This is a genomic window from Streptomyces griseochromogenes, assembly GCF_001542625.1.
GTDB lineage: Bacteria > Actinomycetota > Actinomycetes > Streptomycetales > Streptomycetaceae > Streptomyces > Streptomyces griseochromogenes.
In genome coordinates this window covers 5,759,866-5,777,583 of record NZ_CP016279.1, presented here as the reverse complement: position 1 = coordinate 5,777,583, position 17,718 = coordinate 5,759,866, and the positions used below count along the sequence as shown (strand labels likewise).

Below are 17,718 nucleotides of genomic sequence, written 5' to 3'. Positions count from 1 at the left end.
GCCGGGACGAGTGCTAAGCGGTGTGGTGCTCCAGACGTCGGTGCTCGAGGAAGTACGCGAGTGCGTTGAGGGCCAGCATGGTTGTGGCGAGGGCCGGCTGGATGGGCGGAACCCAGTCGCCGTCGACGAGGGCGGTGCCGGGGTAGAGGATCGCCGACAGCTGAGTGATCCAGTACAGCGACTCGGCAACGACGATGACCTGGACCAGGGAGCGCGTCCAGGCGCCCCGGTGCACCCACAGCAGGTACAGGCCGATCAGGCCGAGTGCGGCGCCCATGCTCATGGTCTGGGCGTTGTGGAACTTGGCGTGCGGCGGCCAGTTGGGGTTGTAGATGTGGGTCTTGTTCCAGTCCGCGATGTAGGCGCCGGTCATGGTGACCAGTGAAGTGAGGGTCAGCAGGACCCTTCCAGTGGTGATCTTGGGCATGGGGTTTCTCCTCAAGGGTGAGTGGTGTGTGAACGGGCGGGGTGGCGGGTCCCGGAACGGGTCAGGCGGCGACCTGATCGCGGAACGTCTTGGCCTGCCGACGAGCCTGCTGGTGCGCGTCGGTCAGGGACGCCTCGTGAAGCGGGATCAGGTGGGTCAGCGCCGGGACGACGGGCGCCATGGTCAACTCGGGTGTGAGCGAGGTGACTTCGAGGCCGAGCATGTCGTGCAGGATCGTCTCCAGCGCGGGCACGACGAAGTCCTTGCCGTGGTTGGGGGTGCCGGGGCCGTAACCGCCGCCGCGTGCCGAGATCACCAGGGCCGGACGGCCGGACGCCGCGGGACCGTCGGGGAGTCCGAAGGTGCGGCCCTTGACGATGACCTGGTCAAGCCATGCCTTGAACGCCGAAGGCATCGTGAGGTTGTACATGGGCACGGTGAACAGGTAGGCGCTCGCGCCGAGGAACTCCTCGATGAGTTCGTCCTGGACCGCGGCGGCCGCGGCTTGTTCCGGAGTGTGCCGGGCGGGGTCGGTGCCCCAGGCCGCTATGCCCGCCGCGTCCAGGTGGGGTACGGGCGAGGCGGCCAGGTCCCGGTGGACGACCGGCGCGCTCCAGGTGTCCCGGAAGGAGCGGGCGACCTGGGACGAGACCGAATCGGCGCCGAGCGAGGAGGAGTCGATGTGGAGCAGGTAGGACATGGAGGAGCCCTTGCTGGTCGGTGGAGAACGGGAAATGGGCAGGGCAAAGCCGCAGGCTGGGCTGGTGTGGTGTGGGTGAGGTGACTGCGTCGATGCCGTACGGGGTCCTGGCGGCTGCTTCGACGCAGCCCTCGGTGGGGGGTACGTCGGCCGTGCCGGTCACCTGCGCCGACGTCCCGGCGCGGGGTGGGGAGAGCGGTCAGGCCGCCGCGGGCCCGGCGGTCGGTGCGTGGCCGGTGGCGTACTGGTAGGAAGCGGCGATGACCTTCTTGGCCACCTCCAGTTCGGCCTTATCGCGCGGGGCGTAGAGCATGACGACATTGGCGCCACGGTCGTAGAGCGGGTGCCTCTCGCCCCATCCGGAGGCCAGGAACGCGGCGTGGTCGTCCGGGTTCAGGGCCAGGTGCAGGCTGCCGTCGGCGTGCAGGTGCACGAACTCCGCGTTCCCGCGCGGCAGGAACAGCCGGGCACCGCGGGCAGGGGCGGCATCGCTGAGGAACACCGCCCACGTGCTGGGAACGGAGATCTCGCTGCGGCCCGGGACGGTGCCGGGAAGCGCGGTGGCCATCCACCGCCGCAATGCCTCCTTGATCTGCGGCGGGCTGGGCTGGGTGAGCTGCAGGTGCGGGACCTCGGGCCCGGTCTCGGGCCGGTCACCCGCACGCTCGGGCAGCGCGGGGAACGTCATGGTGGTGCCTCTTTCGGCAGTGCGGACGGCCCATCGGTACGACGGGTCGCCATCCGATCGTCGAGCGGTCCGGCTTGCTGTCGGCTCGCTCGCTGACACCACCAAGCTAGTATCCTCGGGATAGTGGTTTCCTCTAGGAAAGTGCCCCGACCACTGAGTACGGGCAGTGCGGGCGCAAGCGGAAGGAACAGTGCCGTGACCGATCCGGCGCAGCAGGCGTGCCCGATCAACCCGGTGGTGGAGCTGGTGTTCAGCCGCTGGACCACCCCGATCCTGTGGGCCCTCGAACACCACGGACGCTCGCGTTTCAACGAACTACAGCGGCTCCTGCCGACGATCACGCCGAAAGTGCTCACCCAGCGCCTGCGCCAGCTGGAACGGGACGGCCTGATCACCCGCACCTACCATGCCGAGATCCCGCCGAGGGTCGAGTACGCCATCAGTGAGCTGGGCCGCACCCTCGTCCCCGTCTTCGACGCCATCGCGGGCTGGTCCGACGCCCACCTGCCCCAGGTCACCGCTGCCCGTCGGGACTACGACACGGCACGCGCGGAGGAAGAAGCCTGGGCGGAGGGCTGAGGAGGAGCCTTGGTGGTTGGTCACACAACCGGCCTGTGCCTGGTGCAGCTGCCGGGGATGGTGAGAGTGGGTTCGTGGCCGCGCAACGGGCCATCTCCTTGCTCACATCAACAATCGGGCAAGGCGTAATCGCATGATCGCCCGGACAGCCCTGGTCCATATGGACCAGGCCTCGGGGTCGGCGACGATCGCGTGCGGGGAAGCTCCCGAGAGCAAGCTGCTCGCGGGAGCCTTCCGGTTGAGGAGTGGTGACGTAGGGGTGTTCCCTGCGGCCGTTCGATTGGCAGGCGACGTCGGGGGACTCCGGCGGGTTTGACCGTGCCGTCAGGTCCGGGTGAACGGTTGCTTTTGCGTGAGCTGAAGACGGACCACTGGCAAGGGTCGTGCTGGTCATGCCAGAAGACTCACCTGGCACCGACAGCCGGTCCACATCGCTCGGAGAGCGGCAGCGCTGTCCAACGCCAACTCGCGAAGGTTCGGGGTGGTCGCAGGGCGCATGAGCCGGGTGAGAACGTTCGAGCGAGTCACGCAGGGCCGACCGCGCCGCTGCTCGCCGACCGGCCCTTGGACTGAAGCTCGAACCAAGTGATCTTGCCGGTGGCCGTCCGGACGCTGCCCCAGGCGTCCGCGAGCAGTTCGAGGAGTTCGATGCCGCGACCGCCCTCCGCGTCCGGATCGGCGACGTTGCGTACGGGGCCGGAGGACTCGGTGTCCTCGACCTCGCACAGCAGGCGGGAGTTGCGCAGCCGCAGGTTGAGCCTGAGCGGGCCCCGCGTGTGACGCAGGGCGTTGGTGACCAGTTCGCTGACCAGAAGCTCCGCGGTGTCGGCCAGGTCGTCCACAGCCCAGTCGCCCAGTTGTGCGGTCGTCAGGTGGCGGGCCGCGCGCACTGAGGTCAGTTCCCGCCGCAGGGGCCAGGAGGCGTCCCATGCGGTGGCGCGGCCGCGGGGCGCGTCCAGCGGCCGCAGCGGTGCGAGGCTGCGGGACCAGAGGGCCTGCTGCCTGGCGGCCCACGAGGGGGCGGTGGCAGGCGAGGGTCGACCTTCCCGGCGGCGGGCGAGGAGACGGCCAAAGGCCCTGAGCATGGAGATCGGTCCCTTCTGGGCTGGTGGCGGACGGGGGCGGTGGTGACGTGCCGGGCATGCGCCAGGCTCGTACATGTAGCATCCGCTACGCTTAAAATATACATGTAATGGGTGCTACGGTAAAGATCCCCCCAAAAGTGGTTAGAACGGACAAACGGGAGTCGCCTCTCCCGTCCCTAGGAGCCCGCATGCCCCGCTCGCCCGACCCGGTCAAACGACGCGACCTTCTCGACCGAATCCGCGACTACCTGCTGCAGAACGGCCTCGCGGACCTCTCCCTGCGCCCACTGGCCCGAGCCCTCGGTACCAGTGACCGCATGCTCCTGTACTACTTCGGCACCAAGGAACGCATGGTCGCCGAGGCACTCGCCGTCTACGAACGTCGGCCCCTCCTGCGCACCCGCGACATTCTGAAGACCGTCGGCTCGCCCACCGACCCTGAGGGCCTGCGCCGTTTCATGGAGGAGCTGTGGCGGCAGTTCAGCGCCCCGGACGTACGCGCCACGCTTCCCTTGTACCTCGAGATCATGAGTGCCGAAGTGCTGCACCCGGACCGCTACGGACCCGTCATGCGCGACATCATCACCGCATGGACGGACCTGCTCACCTCCGTCTTCCGCGACCTCGGCCTGGACCACGACCGAGCCTGGACCGAGGCGACTGTCCTGACCGACGCCACCTTCGGCTTGCTCATGGCCCCCCTTGCCCACGGCGACTGGGAGCGGGCCGGCCTGGCCTTCAACGTCCTCCTCGACAGACTGGAACCCGGGTGGGATCCAATGGCATGACGAGGCCCAGGTGCACCAGGCAGTGCGCCGTCCCCGCCCCCAGGAAGCGCGCCCAAACGCTGAGGAACTTCCTACCCGAACGACGCAACGGCGCCACTCTCGCAGTCGTCAGCGCTGTGCTCACGGCGTCTGGGCCTCCTTGTGCATCCTGCCCGGCGCCCCGGCGTTCCCGTCCTTGGCATCGGCTTTGCCGGGCTGACGACGGGACTGGTCATGGTGACTGACCGCCGCTACGGCTGACCCTGCCACCGCTCCAAATCGACAAGAGTGGGCCGCAGCCCCACTCAATACGATCCCGCGGCTTGCCGAAGCCCCGCTCCCGATCCCCCTGACGGCAAAGGTGGCCGTCGGCGCGGCAGCTGTTGCTGATTGCGCGCCGGCAATTGCCGTGACACTTCGTGCCTCGAAGGCCGCACCCTGACGGAACCGCTTTGTGGGCGATGTGTTGTCTAGTTGATCACTGTCTGGTGGATGCGACCGGGGCCGCATGACATGCGTTTTCGGCGCAGGGCACGAGGCCGCCACATTATTTAGGGTGTTAGGTGAGTGTTCAGTGACGACAGAGCATCAGACGCCCGAGTTGCCTGGCGCGCTTGGAGCAGAGCAGGCCGCGGACCTGCCGTACCAGCATGCCGTCCTGGACGCTGCTTGCGCTGTGGCTCAGGGTGCCGCCCTGGCGGCAGCTGTGCTGGGCGCAGCGGGTCTCTCCGGCTGGATTCTCGGCATCGGCGCCCTGAGGCGCATGCCCGGTGCCGACACGACCATGAAGGCGAACACCGCCGTGGCACTGCTGGCACTCGGTGTCTCCCTGTTTCTGGTGGCTCGCAGACGCGTCACTCCGTGGGCGATCACCGCAGCCCGTGCAGCCGCAGCCCTGGCCGCTTTGATCGGCGGGCTCACCATGGTGGAGTACCTGACCGGGGCGGGCCTGGGCATCGATGAACTCCTCTTCAGGGACGACACGGCGCGGGTGGCGACAGAAGTGCCCGGACGGATGGCGCCGAACACGGCTGCGGCACTGATGGCCGGCGGCGTGGCGGCCCTCTGCGCGAGCACGCGCCGGCTTCCCGCCTGGACGAGTCAGGTCCCGGGCCTGGCCGTCCTCACACTGGGAATGCTGCGCCTGTACGGGTTCGCGTACGCCGTGCCCGAACTGGAACGGTTCGGCGCCTACAAGGGCATGGCCCTGTACACGGGGCTGGCTCTCGCGCTGCTGGGCATCGCCGCCTTCCTCGCCCGGCCGGACCAGGGTCTGGCCGGACTGCTGATGAACGCGGGCACCACGGGCGCGCTGGGGCGTCGGCTGTTCGCCACCGTCCTGGTAGGACCACCTCTGCTGGGCTGGCTCGTCCTGGCCGGTGAGGGTGCGAGGCTGTTCGGAGCGCGTCTGGGTACGGCGCTGTTGGTGTGCGGGCACGTGGCCGTGTTCACCACGGTCGTCTTCGCGACGTTGGCCGTGGGGCGCCGCATCGAGCCGGCGCACGCCCGTGCCGAATGGCAGGTGGCGCAGCGAGACCCCTGCGCGGCCAGGGCCACCATGGGTGCGCTGTTGGTCATGGCATCCGCGGTGCCGGGCAGCAGATTGATCGCACCAGGTCCCAGCGTCGCCGAGCACACCCCGGCGCGGCCGGTGAGCCGCCCGTAGATCTCCGCCATGAACGAGGCGGTCTGCTCGTGGCGCACCAGGATGTACCGGATCCCGGAGTCGTTCAGCGCGTCGACGAACCGGATGTTCTCCTCGCCCGGAATCCCGAACACGTGCTCCACACCCTCGGCCCGCAAACAGCGCACCAACAGGTGCGCGACGTCCTCCACTGCTGCCGTGTTCCGCGACTCGCTCGCGCCTTCGGTACCCATGAGACGAACGTAGGCACGCCCACCGACCCCGGCACTCATCGGCCGCCGACCGAGGCGGCCGTGCGGATACCGATGCCTCAAGCATGCCGAGGCCGTTCGGCGGCACTGTGATGGCGGCCGCCCCGGGCTGCCCGCAAGCTGGAGCCCGATGTGGACGCGCGCCGCCGAGCATCGTGCTGCGCAGAGGGTTCTGGGAGGACCGTGTGACCGCTTCGTCGCCCGCCACCGACACACCGCCGGCCCGATACGACGACCTGCGTGCCTTGGTGATCAACTGCACACTCAAGCGCTCGCCGGAGACAAGCAACACCCAGGGCCTGATCGACCACAGCACCGCCATCCTGGACGCGCAGGGCGTGCATGTGGAAGTCCTCCGGGCCGTCGACCACGACATCGCCACCGGCGTCTGGCCCGACATGACGAAACACGGCTGGGAGACCGACGCCTGGCCTGGCCTGTACCAGCAGGTCCTGGCAGCCGACATCCTCGTGCTGGCCGGCCCTATCTGGCTCGGCGACAACAGCTCCGTGATGAAACGCGTGATCGAACGCCTCTACGCCTGCTCCAGCCTGCTCAACGAAGCCGGCCAGTACGCCTACTACGGTCGCGTCGGCGGCTGCCTGATCACCGGCAACGAGGACGGCGTCAAGCACTGCGCCATGAACGTGCTCTACAGCCTGCAGCACCTGGGCTACACCATCCCGCCCCAGGCGGACGCCGGATGGATCGGCGAGGCGGGCCCGGGCCCCTCCTACCTCGATCCCGGCTCGGGCGGCCCGGAGAACGACTTCACCAACCGCAACACCACCTTCATGACCTGGAACCTGCTGCACCTGGCCCGGGCCTTGAAGGACCTCGGCGGCATCCCCGCCTACGGCAACCAGCGCACCGCATGGGACGCCGGCTGCCGCCGCGACTACGAAAACCCCGAACACCGGTAGGGGCACCAAGGGCCGGACGGCCGCCTCCACCGGGAGCAGGCGCCCGCCCCTGCGCCGGTCGCGGCAATCCCGGCCTGAGGGGGCGGACCGTGCCTCCAGGCAAGGCCCTGGCGCCGTCACCGCTCATGTGGCACGGCAGCGGAGCGGGGGAAGCAGCGGAAGGGTCGTCGACGGTGTCGCGGCACAGGACCTGGACGCGGCCGTGGGCGTCGGCGATGGCGTGGACTTCCTGCTGCACGGACGTGAACGCGGCGTGCATCGTCTCCGGGACGGCGTCCGGGCACTCGAAGCGGGTCGTCCACAAGGTCGACCCTGGTTTGCGATTCCGCGGTCCGTCCGTCGAGGTCAGCGGGTCACAACGCTCAGCGGTCGTCGGATGGGGCCGGCGCGATCGATGACGTAGGTGGCGGGCAGCGGCAGGGTGAGCGGGTGGCCGTCGTTGACGCGCTGGAGGTCGAGGCCGCGCAGACACTCAGCAGCCGGACGGCGGTGTGAACCGGTGACCGGGCGCCCGATGCCCTTGCAGGGTCCGGCGCAGGCATCCACGCCCACGGCACGCTCGACCGAACGGCCGTGGAAGGACGGGCCACTTCTGATGAGGGTGACGCGACCACGAGGCACGGGGGCCTGGATATCGCCGAGGCGGTGGTTGGGCCGTTCGGCTGGTGACAGACACCCGCTTGCACTTCAGGCCCGGACAGCCCACCTGACCTGTGCCAGCTTGTAGGTGCCCTGTTCGTCCGGCATGGGTCGTGGCATTGCGGCCGTCCTTGTGTGAGCGCGGCTCGAAGACTGGAGGAGACGGCCGATGGCAAGTGGCGAACGGCCGCCGGGTCCGGCCCCAACCGGTGGGTCGCGACGCCGCAGGCCGGAAGAGAAGCCGGCGCTGAAGCGACTGAAACGCGTGCTGGGCGCTGTGGCTGCTGCCGCTGCTGCGGGCCGTGCTCGGACTCTGGCAGCGGCACAGCGTGTGGGACAGCTGCCCCCGCCCCCGGGGCCGTTCCGTCCTGGATTCTGGCGCAGTCCGATCCGCGGGCCTTGGCTGACATCGGTGTTCGGACTGGTTCTCCTGATCGGTATTCCGATCCTGTTCATCACCGGACTGCTCTCCTACGCTTCCTACAACCCCGACCTGAGCCCCCTCAACGACGAGACCCCCGACAAGGGCGTCCTCGGCTTCTACCTCTTCAGCTGGCCCACGCATCCGTACTGGTTGTACCGGCTGCTCCAGGGCGTGCACGTGACGCTGGGTGTGGTGCTGGTTCCGGTGTTGCTGGCCAAGTTGTGGTCGGTGATCCCGAAGCTGTTCGAATGGCTGCCGGTGCGTTCCGTCGCCCACGGCCTGGAGCGGCTTTCGCTGCTGATGCTGGTCGGCGGCGTCATCTTCGAGTTCGTCACCGGCATCGTCAACATTCAGCTCTACTACGTCTTCCCGGGCTCGTTCTACCGCCTGCACTTCTACGGCGCCTGGGTGTTCATCGCCGCCTTCGTCGTCCACGTGTGCCTCAGACTCGGCCGGATGACCCAGGCCCTGCGCTCACGCGACCTGGGCGCCGAACTGCGCACCGACCTCGCCCACACCATGCCCGAACCCCCCGATCCCGACGGCCTGGTGGCAGCCGCTCCCGCCACGCCCACGATGACCCGCCGCGGCGCGGTGGGCATGGTGGGAGCCGGATCGCTGCTCCTCCTCGTCGTGACCGCCGGACAGAGCATCGGCGGATGGCTGCGCGGCACAGCCCTGCTCGCGCCGCACAACCGCGATCCGGACAGCGGGCCGAACAGCTTCCAGATCAACAAGACGGCGGCGAAAGTGGGCGTCACCCCCGCGCTCGTCGGACCCACCTGGCGGCTGGAGGCGCACGGACGCGGAGCGCCACGGGTCTTCACCCGCGATCAGCTCCTGGCGATGCCCCAGCACACCGCCGCACTGCCGATCGCCTGCGTGGAGGGATGGTCCACCGAAGACCAGCACTGGAGCGGCCTACGGCTGGCCGACCTCGCCGCGCTGGCCGGACTGCCCGACGCCAGAAGCGTTCTGGTCCAGTCCATCCACCCCCCCGGCCCCTTCACCCGGGTGGTGCTGCGCGGCAACCAGATCCACGACCCCCGAGCGCTGCTCGCACTCCGCGTCAACGGCGCGGCCCTCTCACTCGACCACGGCTACCCGGCCCGCATCATCGTCCCGGCCAACCCCGGCGTGAACAACACCAAGTGGGTCCACCGGCTCACCTTCAGGGCGTGACCATGGCACGATTCGTCCGCTGGTACGGCTCCGGCCCCCTCCACCTGCTCGTCCTGATCGCCTCGTTCGCCCTGACCGGCTACGCCCTGGTGCGCCTGTTCGCCGTCCAGCCCTGGGAGGTGGCGATCTGGTTCGTCGGTGCGGCGATCCTCCATGACCTCATCCTGCTGCCCCTGTACTCGCTGGCCGACCTGTCCGCCCTCTCCGTCCTGCGGCACCGAGCCGCCGACGGACCGACGGTGCCGTGGATCAACCACCTGCGCGTCCCCGCGTTCCTGTCGGGTCTTCTCCTGCTGGTCTGGTTTCCCCTCGTCTTCCGTCTGGCGGTTCCCTACCCCGGTGACACCGGGCTGTCCGACAGCGTCTACCTCGGCCGATGGCTGGCGATCACCGGCGTGCTCTTCGCGGCCTCCGCGGTGGCCTTCGCGATCAGACTGCGCCGCGTCAGGCGGGCCGGCCACGGAGACGACACCGGACCCGCCGCAGGGCATGGCGCAGCACCGTGACAATGGACGAGGAGGAGCTGTACGACGCCGACGACGACCCCTACGCGCTCGGCCTCATGGCCTGCTGCGCCGCTGCGGCGAGCTCGTATAGCGGTCTCCGCCCGTTCCCTCGCCGAGGTCGAGGAGCGCGTGACCCTCCCGCAGTTCCGGATGCTGGTCGTGCTGTCCACCTGGGGGAGACCAAGCTGGTCGCGCTCGCCGAGCTGCTCCAGGTTGCACCCTCCACCGTCATGCGGATGGTCGACCGGCTCATCGTCGCCGGGCTCGCCGACCGCAAGGCCAATCCCGCCAACCGTCGCGAGACCCTGCTGCGGCCGATCGCGGAAGGCCGGCGCACCGTCGAGGAAGTCACCGCCCGGCGTCGAGCCGACATCGCCGCCATCGTCGAACGACTTCGCCCGACCGAGCGCCTCGCGCTCGTCGAGGTGCTCAACGCCTTCAACGAGGCGGGAGGCGAGCCTTTGGCTCCGGCGGCGGACGATCCGGAGCCGCACTCGCTCGGCTGGACCGTGGACGGAGCGATGGAGCACGACGCCTGACACGGAACGGCAGCCGGTCATGGCATGGTCGGGGTCCGTGGTGCCTACCCCGATGCGTCGGGAGCCCGATTCGCGGCGATCAGGCCGAGCAGGCACACGGTGACGCCCGTACAAGTGTTGCTCCACAAGATCCTGGGCGACACGCCGTGGGATGCCGTCGCGACCGCTGGGGAGAGGATCAGCCAGAGGCCGAGCGGCACCATGGTCCATGCGAGTCGGTGCATCCGGTGTGGCGCCAGGGGAGTTTTGAGAGCGAGCAGGGCGACGCCCCCTGGAGGTGGGTGCGGGTGGTCCCGTGCGCGTCGAATGCCAAACACGGGGAACGCGCCGACCCACACGTGGTCTGGACGGCGACGGGTGGCGTCCCGAGGGTGCCGCGCGTGCGCCATGGCCGCAAGACGTCCCTGTTCCGTAAGGCGGTCGGACGTTCCATGGCGGCCTTCCTCCGGGTGGGATGGACGGCATGAGATCGCGCTTCTTTCCGCCCGTGTTCAAGGGCAGACTGCACGACGCCCGCACGGCGACCTCGATCGGGCGGTGGCTCGGCCTGGCGTTCGCGGTGTGTTTCTGCACGGGCTTGATCAGTCATTTCATGCAGCACCCGCCCGGATGGCTCGCCAACGAGCTGCCGAGCCGCCCGGTGTGGGGCTACCGGTTCACGCAGGGGCTCCACGTCGCTTCCGGTATCGCGGCGATCCCCCTGCTGCTCGCCAAGCTGTGGACGGTGTATCCCCGGCTGTTCGAGTGGCCCCCGGTGCGCTCGGTGCGGCACGCCTTGGAACGGGTGTCGGTGGCCGTCCTGGTCGCGGCGGCCCTCTTCGAACTGGCGACCGGCCTGCTGAACACCGCCCAGTGGTACCCGTGGCCCTTCTCCTTCGTGCAAGTGCACTACGCCGTGGCTTGGCTGCTGGTAGGAGCGCTGGTGCTGCACATCGCGGTCAAGGCACCCGAGATCGCGGCACACTGGAGCCGTCGCTCGCCGGGCACGCTGTCCCTGCCGGCCGAGGACGGCCCCGATCGACGCTCCCTGCTCGCGGCGGTGGCAGCGGCGGTCGGCGCGGTCACAGTGACCACAGTGGGGCAGTCCTTCACGCCGTTGAAGGACCTCACCCTCCTCGCGCCGCGCCACCCCGACCACGGTCCCGAGGGCCTGCCGGTCAACCGGACCGCCGCGTCGGCCGGCGTCGGCCTGATCCCCGCCGAGCGCTACCGCCTGACCATCGACGGACCGCGGCCCTACACGCTGACGTTGGACGAGCTGCGCGCACTGCCCCAGCACGAGGTCGAGCTGCCGATCGCCTGCGTGGAGGGCTGGAGCAAGTCGGCGCACTGGACGGGCGTGCGCGTCGTGGACCTGCTGGAGCGGGCGGGCGCCCCGGTCCATGCGCGGGTACGAGTGGTGTCGTTGCAGACCCGGGGCGGTTACCGGGTCTCCGAGATGGGTCACGAGCACGCCCGGGACCCGCTGACCCTGCTCGCACTGCGGCTGAACGGTGAGGAACTGTCGCCCGACCACGGTTATCCGGTGCGCCTGATCGCTCCGAACCGTCCGGGCGTACTGCAGACCAAGTGGGTCGGCCGACTGGAGGTGCTGTCATGAGGGTCAAGGTGCTGCGACTGCTGGCCGGCGCCGCCGGGCTGGCGCTGATGGGTGTCGGCGCGTCCTTGCTGCTGGACAGGCAGCAGGAACTGATGGGTGTGCTGGAGTGGCTCGGCGGGGCGGTCGTGTTGCACGACGCGCTGCTTGCGCCGTTGGTGCTCCTCGTCGGACTGGTGCTGGTCCGTGGCGGGGTGCGGGGGCCGATCCGCGGGGCGCTGCTCGTGGCGGGCGCCCTGACCGCGGTGGCGCTGCCGGTGCTACTGCGGCCGGGGCCGCGGGCCAACCCGACGGTGCTGCCGCTCGACTACCCGCGCAACTGGCTGCTGACCCTGGTGGCCGTGGCCACGGTCACGGCTCTGCTGGTGGTGGCGAAGGAGGTCCGTCGCGGCCGACGGCGTCCCCCTTCGTGACGACGGCGTCTTACGGGTGTCTTACGCACTCCCGGCACGGGCCACGCCCGGCCCAGGGCATTCCTACGGCGGCGCCATGCGCACTCTTCGTACGGTGGCCCTCGTGACGGCTCCGCCCGTGTTTCTGGCTGTGGCGGGCCTGGTCCACTCGCGGCATCTCACCGCGTCGACGTCCGCTCACTGGGTGGCGCTGCACATCGCCCTGCTGCCCGCCTTCCCGTTGCTGGTGCTCGGTCTGCTGGTGCCACTGTGGGGCAGACCGGCGCGTGACCTCGACGGCGCACTCACCGTGGTGGTCTGGGCCGGGTGTTTCGGGTACGCGGCCTACTACTCGGGGCTGGACGCGGTGGCCGGCATCTACAGACGCGCAGCCAGGCTTAGCGTCGGAGCATGTTGATCCTGGTCACCGGAGGTGCGGGCTTCATCGGCTCGCACATCGTCAGCGCTTTCACCAGTGCCGGACACGCGGCACGCGTGTTCGACGCGCTGCTGCCCGCCGCCCACCGTACGCCGCCGCCCGTCCCTGACGGTGTCGACTGGCGCCACGCGGATGTGCGTGACAGGGGAGCGGTGGTGGACGCTCTGCGGGGCGTGGACGCCGTATGCCATCAGGCGGCGACGGCCGGGCTCGGCAAGGACTTCGCGGACGCGCCCGACTACGTCGGCTGCAACGACCTCGGCACGTCCCTACTGCTGGCAGGCATGGCTGCGGCCGGGGTACGCCGGCTCGTGCCGGCGAGTTCCATGGTCGTCTACGGCCAGGGCCGCTACGAGTGTGCCGAGCACGGCGTCGTACGGCCGGGGCCGCGAAGGATCGCCGAGCTGGACGCGAGCCATTTCGAACCACCATGCCCACACTGTGGCGAGCTCCTGTCCGCCGGCCTGGTGGAGGAGGGAGCGCCGACCGACCCGCGCAACGTCCACGCGGCCACCGAGCTCGCCCAGCCCGATCAGGGACATGGCCACCTCACGGCGACGATGGTCGGGCCGGAGCTTTCGTCTGGTTGATGTCGCCGATCATCTGCCAGAGCCGCAGCGCCCGCCCTCGGTGCTGGTGCGCCAGGTGGTGAAGGCCGGCGGCGGCGTCCAGGTCGCCGATCAGTTGCCAGCACGTGGCTTCGTCTTGGCGGTCGCCGTGCCGGTGGAACAGACCCGCCGCGCGCTCCAACGCCGGGCTCGCCCGGTCCCGGTCGTGTTGACCGGCGTACACGCGGCCGACTTCCAGCAGCGTGTACGCAACGCACCGCTCGTCGGTCAGTTCCTCGAAGGTGGCCAACGCCTGCCACAGACAGCGCAGCGCCTCGTTCGGATCACCGCGCCGATCGTGCAGCCGGCTGAACCGCCGCAGCACCACGGCCACGCGATGCCCGTCGCCCAGCGCCCTGGCCTGACTCAAGGCCCCGTCGAACCAGGACTCCGCTTCGTCGAGTTTGCCCTGCATGAGCTTCATCACGGCCATGGAGCAGGACAGCTGCGCTTCGATGTGCCGGTCGCCCTCACCGGCCGCGATGGCCAGCGCGTGCTCGACACGTTCGAGGGCTTCGTCGTCACGGCCCTGCACCCGGCTGACCGTACCCAGCATGGCCACTGACAGCGCCTCGCCGCGTTTGTCCCCACCGTCCTGGCACAGCCCGAGGGAGGATTCCAGGGCCCGGGTGGCCCGATCGAACTCGTCTTGGTAGATGTGCAGCTGGCCAAGACCGCGTAGGAGCACCGCTGCGCCGCGCACGTTGCCTGCGGCCTCGGTCGCGTCCAACGCGAGCCGGTGCCCGTGCTGCCAGTCCTGATAGAGACACCGGTGGTCGTAGTAGGTCGCCGTGCCGGCCGCCAGCTCCCAGGCCAACTCGTCCAGGCCCCAGTCCACGGCCAGTTTCACCGCGCCGAGCAGGTTGTCGCGTTCCGCGTCGAACCAGCCGACCGGGTCGGCCATCAGCCGGTCCACGACCGCATCGGGCAGCGACCGGCGCGGTGCCGAACCGGGCGCGGCTGCCAGCAGCCCGGCCGCCGGCAGCCGATCGGTGCCGCGCCCGATCAGCTCGAGCCAGGCGGACAGCACCCGGATGATCGCGTCCCGCTTGTCCTCCGTCGGCAGCGGGGCGGCGATCTCCACGGCACAGGTCCTGATCAGGTCGTGCAGCCGGTAGCGCGGCTGGCCGATGGCGTCGGTGGAGGTCAGCCGAACCAGGCTGGCGTCGACGAGGGTGTCCAGCACCTCCTCGGCGTCCGAGTGGTCCAGCAGCGGGCCGACCACCCACCCGGGCAGGGTGTAGGCACCGAGCAGACCCAGCAGGCTCAGCGCGCGTACCGCGTCGGCCGACAGCAGCCGTAAGCTCAGTTCGACGCTGGCTCGCACGCTGAGGTCACCGATTCTCAGCTCGGCCAGCCTCCGGGACTCATCCTCGATCCGTTCCCGCAGCACCCGCAGCGACCAAGCCGGGCGGCCCGTGAGCTTGCCGCTGGCGATCCGGATCGCCAGCGGCAGGTTGCCGCAGCAGTCGAGGATCGCGTCGGCCTCCTCCGGTTCCCGCTCGACCCGCCGCCGCCCTACAATTCCGGTGAACAACTCTCGCGCCTCTGCCGGGCTCAGCACGTCCAGGTCGATGTGCCGAGCGGCGGGAAGTTGCGTCAGCAGAGTGCGGCTGGTGATCAACACGGCACAGCCGTCGGCCGCGGGCAGCAAGGGCAGCACCTGATCGGCGTGACCGGCATCGTCCAGCACCACCAGCATGCGGCGGTCCACCAGCAACGACCGGTAGAGCGCGGCCCGCTCGGACAGGCCGTTCGGGATCGCGCTGCCGGCGATCGAGAGCGCGCGCAGTGCCTCGGCCAGCATCAGCCCCGGGTCCCGCGGCTCGTCCGACGTCGCCGCGAGGTCGAGGTAGAGCTGGCCGTCGGGGAAGGCGGCGCTCGCCAGTCGCGCAGCGTGCGTCACCAGGCAGGACTTGCCGACACCGGGACCGCCCACGATGACGGCCACCGGGGCCCGGTTCGGCGCCGACCCGTCGAGCAGTCCAGCGATCTCGGCCAGCGCCTCGGCCCGGCCCACGAAGTCGGAGACGTCGAGGGGAAGTTGACGCACGGGCATCGCCATGGCCGGCTCGGCGGCCGCCGCGTCAGGGCTCTCCGGAGGTATGTCTAAGGGCCTACTTGCTGGGACCGGAGCCGTCAGGGCGGGATCCGCGGTGAGGATGCGCTGATGCAGCGCCTGGAGCGGAGGGGTGGGATCGACACCGAGTTCGTCGGCCAGTGTCCGGCGCAGCCGCTCGTACACCTGCAGCGCCTCGCCTTGTCGCCGACACCGATAGAGAGCGACTATCAAGTGTTCGGCGACATGCTCGTCGTAGGGGTGCTCGCGGAGCAGAGCGGACAGCTCGGTAATGACCTCCTGATGACGCCCCAGGTCGAGTTCGATGGCCAGACACTCTTTGAGCGTGGCCGCGCGTTTCTCGTTCAGCCGTGCCGCATCGATTTCCAGGACCCGGCTGGAAATGTCGACCAGGGCGTTCCCGCGCCAGCAGGCCAGCGCCCGCCGCAACGCGGCAGCTGTCTCGAACGGGGCCGTGTGACGTTCGGCGAGGTATCGCTCGTGGTCAAACTCCAGCAGGTCGAGCTGATCCCGGGCCAGGTGGATCTCGTAGCCGCCGCGCCGGGTGCTGATCAAGGAGCCTGGTGCTCCGCAGGCTACGAGGTTGCGGCGCAGCCCGGAGACGGCGTCCTGGACCTGACGGACAGCGGTGGCGGGCGCTTCCCCGTCCCACATCACGGCGACGAGCCGTTCCATGGCGACGATGTTGTTGGCGTCGATCAGAAGCGCTGCCAGCATCTTGGCCTGCCGCGGTCCGTTCAACCGAACCTCGCGTCCGGTGATCTGGGCGCATAACGGACCCAGCACGCCGAATCTCATGTATCCCCCGGCACGTGAAGATTGACGCCGACCCCCCCGGCTGACCTCGCATTAGGACGAATCTAGGACGACCGACGGACCCGCGTCCATAGCGTCACCGTAGTTGGGCTCACCGAACGGCGGGATATTCCCGCAGGATCCAGAAGCAGAAGTGTCTTGAACTTGCCTAGAAAGTTCCTCGCTGGCGCCTTTGCTGGAGCCGTAGTACTCGCAGGCGTCGCGGCAGCCACTCCGGCGAGTGCGATCGCCAACGTTGGTTGCAACGCCAACACCCTGCATGAGTACAGCCACACCCACGACTAATGCCATGCCGGCGTCGGTGACGGCTGGGCGAACATCTCAGAGGTTTACGCGACGAGCTCGGGGAACAGCGGCAGCGATGTCCACGATGTGCTGTGTTTCGGGACCTGCTGAGACGAGTCAAGATGAGAAACGCGCGTAGAGCAGCCGTCGGGCTGGTAGCACTACTGCTGACTGCCGGGTGCTCGAGCCAGGCACCCCGGCCCCCGGCGCCGGCACTGGGGCCGATCCCGGAGATAACCTCGGTCGACGCCATCCGTTTGCCGATCGATGCATACATACCCACCTCGGCTCAGATCCTGGCGTTGCAGAAGGCCACTGACGTGGTGTCGGCGCGTTGTATGCACAGCTACGGACTGCCGTATCACCCGCCGATCATGGAGGGGTTCGCCGACTTCGCCCGGCAGAACAAGGCACGCACTGTCCTGTACGGTTTCTTCGACCTTTCCACGGCCCGCAGCAAGGGATACGACACGCAGCTCGGCAGTCCTGACGGCACGTCCAGCGAAGTGCCCTACACCATGACGGAGATGGGTGTGCTCCGCGGACAGAGCGCCTCCGGAACCACTGTGGCCACGTTCAAGGACAAGAAGGTCCCCGCCGGCGGATGCCGTCAGCAGGGCATCGACGCTATCGGAGGCCCACCTCCGATACCTGCCGCCGAAGCGCTTCCGGAGGGAGGCCCCAAGATTCCCTCGGACAATCCACACATGAAGGCGGTCAATGCACGCTGGGCGGCCTGCATGAAAGGCAAAGGGTTCATATACCCCAACCCTTGGGCGGCATACAGCAGTCCGAAGTGGAGAGCATCTACGGCTGGGGCACCCCCTCGACAGACCCCTCACACATCAGAGGAAATCGCAACTGCCACAGCTGATGTGGAGTGCAAGCTGTCTACCAACTTGGTCGGCGTCGCCGTAGCCGTCGAGATCGCCTACGACCGTCAATACATTGAGGCGCACACGACTCAACTTGCCAAATTCAAGCGGCGACTTGGCGACCAACTGCGCGCGGCGTCCACCCTGGTCAGCCCTCCGTGACGATTCGTAGTTGGCCATCGGGAATCCGAACTGCATGGCCGAATCCGATTCGGAAGACCGACGTGCTTCGGCCCCCGCGATGCCGTGGAGCGCGGGGGCCGAAGGGCGT

14 protein-coding genes and 4 pseudogenes are annotated in these 17,718 nt (G+C 69.1%); 11 read left to right on the top strand and 7 right to left on the bottom strand.

Going from position 1 to position 17,718, the window contains the following annotated elements:
- Positions 1-13: 13 nt before the first annotated feature.
- From AVL59_RS24735 to AVL59_RS24725, 3 genes are all read right to left on the bottom strand, one after another.
- On the bottom strand, positions 14-427 hold the full coding sequence (locus AVL59_RS24735; RefSeq protein WP_067308231.1) for a DUF6640 family protein: 414 nt from the start codon (positions 425-427) through the stop codon (positions 14-16).
- A 61-nt stretch (positions 428-488) separates the two neighbouring features.
- Entirely contained in the window at positions 489-1,127 is a 639-nt protein-coding gene (locus AVL59_RS24730; RefSeq protein ID WP_067308228.1) for an FMN-dependent NADH-azoreductase, read from the bottom strand.
- 199 nt (positions 1,128-1,326) lie between these two features.
- The gene (locus tag AVL59_RS24725) at positions 1,327-1,815 is read right to left on the bottom strand and encodes a luciferase domain-containing protein (protein ID WP_067308225.1); all 489 of its coding nucleotides are present in this window, start codon (positions 1,813-1,815) and stop codon (positions 1,327-1,329) included.
- Positions 1,816-2,010: 195 nt separating this feature from the next.
- Between AVL59_RS24725 and AVL59_RS24720 the strand changes: the two genes are divergently transcribed.
- Positions 2,011-2,394 carry a winged helix-turn-helix transcriptional regulator gene (locus AVL59_RS24720; protein ID WP_067308222.1) on the top strand — a complete coding sequence of 128 codons (384 nt, stop codon included), beginning with the start codon at positions 2,011-2,013 and terminating at the stop codon, positions 2,392-2,394.
- A 524-nt stretch (positions 2,395-2,918) separates the two neighbouring features.
- Here AVL59_RS24720 and AVL59_RS24715 read toward each other — a convergent pair.
- Entirely contained in the window at positions 2,919-3,479 is a 561-nt protein-coding gene (locus AVL59_RS24715; protein WP_079146956.1) for an ATP-binding protein, read from the bottom strand.
- 188 nt (positions 3,480-3,667) lie between these two features.
- Between AVL59_RS24715 and AVL59_RS24710 the strand changes: the two genes are divergently transcribed.
- Positions 3,668-4,267 carry a TetR/AcrR family transcriptional regulator gene (locus AVL59_RS24710; protein ID WP_067308219.1) on the top strand — a complete coding sequence of 200 codons (600 nt, stop codon included), beginning with the start codon at positions 3,668-3,670 and terminating at the stop codon, positions 4,265-4,267.
- Between the two features lie 1,518 nt (positions 4,268-5,785).
- Here the strand turns inward: AVL59_RS24710 and AVL59_RS56145 are convergent.
- Positions 5,786-6,124, bottom strand: a pseudogene (locus AVL59_RS56145) (thiamine pyrophosphate-binding protein); the annotation flags it as partial.
- A 203-nt stretch (positions 6,125-6,327) separates the two neighbouring features.
- On the opposite strand from AVL59_RS56145, the gene AVL59_RS24700 reads away from it, so the two are divergent.
- Positions 6,328-7,065, top strand: a complete 738-nt coding sequence (locus AVL59_RS24700; RefSeq protein ID WP_067317706.1) for a flavodoxin family protein — start codon at positions 6,328-6,330, stop codon at positions 7,063-7,065.
- Between the two features lie 372 nt (positions 7,066-7,437).
- Here the strand turns inward: AVL59_RS24700 and AVL59_RS54895 are convergent.
- A pseudogene (locus AVL59_RS54895) lies at positions 7,438-7,527 on the bottom strand (AhpC/TSA family protein); the annotation flags it as partial.
- A gap of 508 nt (positions 7,528-8,035) precedes the next feature.
- Here AVL59_RS54895 and AVL59_RS24690 point away from each other — a divergent pair.
- The 7 genes and pseudogenes from AVL59_RS24690 to AVL59_RS24660 all read left to right on the top strand — a co-directional run.
- Entirely contained in the window at positions 8,036-9,310 is a 1,275-nt protein-coding gene (locus AVL59_RS24690) for a molybdopterin-dependent oxidoreductase (RefSeq protein WP_067308211.1), read from the top strand.
- 2 nt (positions 9,311-9,312) lie between these two features.
- Positions 9,313-9,816: a hypothetical protein gene (locus AVL59_RS24685; protein ID WP_067308208.1), complete on the top strand. Its 504-nt coding sequence runs from the start codon at positions 9,313-9,315 to the stop codon at positions 9,814-9,816.
- A gap of 72 nt (positions 9,817-9,888) precedes the next feature.
- Positions 9,889-10,355, top strand: a pseudogene (locus AVL59_RS24680) (MarR family winged helix-turn-helix transcriptional regulator).
- Positions 10,356-10,818: 463 nt separating this feature from the next.
- A complete protein-coding gene (locus AVL59_RS24675; RefSeq protein ID WP_099053311.1) occupies positions 10,819-11,955 on the top strand; it encodes a molybdopterin-dependent oxidoreductase in 1,137 nt (378 codons plus the stop codon).
- Entirely contained in the window at positions 11,952-12,365 is a 414-nt protein-coding gene (locus AVL59_RS24670) for a hypothetical protein (RefSeq protein ID WP_067308202.1), read from the top strand. The genes AVL59_RS24675 and AVL59_RS24670 overlap by 4 nt, the downstream gene beginning before the upstream one ends.
- A gap of 76 nt (positions 12,366-12,441) precedes the next feature.
- Positions 12,442-12,762 (top strand): hypothetical protein, encoded by a 321-nt coding sequence (locus tag AVL59_RS24665; protein ID WP_237281651.1) that lies wholly within the window; start codon positions 12,442-12,444, stop codon positions 12,760-12,762.
- Positions 12,756-13,310: pseudogene (locus tag AVL59_RS24660) on the top strand (NAD-dependent epimerase/dehydratase family protein); the annotation flags it as partial. The gene AVL59_RS24665 and the pseudogene AVL59_RS24660, both read left to right, overlap by 7 nt.
- A 22-nt stretch (positions 13,311-13,332) precedes the next feature.
- On the opposite strand, the gene AVL59_RS24655 reads toward AVL59_RS24660, so the two are convergent.
- Positions 13,333-16,188, bottom strand: a complete 2,856-nt coding sequence (locus tag AVL59_RS24655; RefSeq protein WP_159400061.1) for an AfsR/SARP family transcriptional regulator — start codon at positions 16,186-16,188, stop codon at positions 13,333-13,335.
- Positions 16,189-16,694: 506 nt separating this feature from the next.
- Between AVL59_RS24655 and AVL59_RS52510 the strand changes: the two genes are divergently transcribed.
- The gene (locus tag AVL59_RS52510) at positions 16,695-17,609 is read left to right on the top strand and encodes a hypothetical protein (RefSeq protein ID WP_159400060.1); all 915 of its coding nucleotides are present in this window, start codon (positions 16,695-16,697) and stop codon (positions 17,607-17,609) included.
- The last annotated feature ends 109 nt before the right edge of the window (positions 17,610-17,718 follow it).

Excerpts from the sequence above, each read along its gene's own strand:
- AVL59_RS24675 (WP_099053311.1), top strand. The coding sequence starts at position 10,819 with ATGAGATCGCGCTTCTTTCCGCCCGTGTTCAAGGGCAGACTGCACGAC.
- AVL59_RS24730 (WP_067308228.1), bottom strand. The coding sequence starts at position 1,127 with ATGTCCTACCTGCTCCACATCGACTCCTCCTCGCTCGGCGCCGATTCG.
- AVL59_RS24715 (WP_079146956.1), bottom strand. The coding sequence starts at position 3,479 with ATGCTCAGGGCCTTTGGCCGTCTCCTCGCCCGCCGCCGGGAAGGTCGA.
- AVL59_RS24655 (WP_159400061.1), bottom strand. The coding sequence starts at position 16,188 with ATGCTGGCAGCGCTTCTGATCGACGCCAACAACATCGTCGCCATGGAA.
- AVL59_RS24710 (WP_067308219.1), top strand. The coding sequence starts at position 3,668 with ATGCCCCGCTCGCCCGACCCGGTCAAACGACGCGACCTTCTCGACCGA.
- AVL59_RS24685 (WP_067308208.1), top strand. The coding sequence starts at position 9,313 with ATGGCACGATTCGTCCGCTGGTACGGCTCCGGCCCCCTCCACCTGCTC.
- AVL59_RS52510 (WP_159400060.1), top strand. The coding sequence starts at position 16,695 with ATGAGAAACGCGCGTAGAGCAGCCGTCGGGCTGGTAGCACTACTGCTG.
- AVL59_RS24735 (WP_067308231.1), bottom strand. The coding sequence starts at position 427 with ATGCCCAAGATCACCACTGGAAGGGTCCTGCTGACCCTCACTTCACTG.
- AVL59_RS24670 (WP_067308202.1), top strand. The coding sequence starts at position 11,952 with ATGAGGGTCAAGGTGCTGCGACTGCTGGCCGGCGCCGCCGGGCTGGCG.
- AVL59_RS24725 (WP_067308225.1), bottom strand. The coding sequence starts at position 1,815 with ATGACGTTCCCCGCGCTGCCCGAGCGTGCGGGTGACCGGCCCGAGACC.
- AVL59_RS24665 (WP_237281651.1), top strand. The coding sequence starts at position 12,442 with ATGCGCACTCTTCGTACGGTGGCCCTCGTGACGGCTCCGCCCGTGTTT.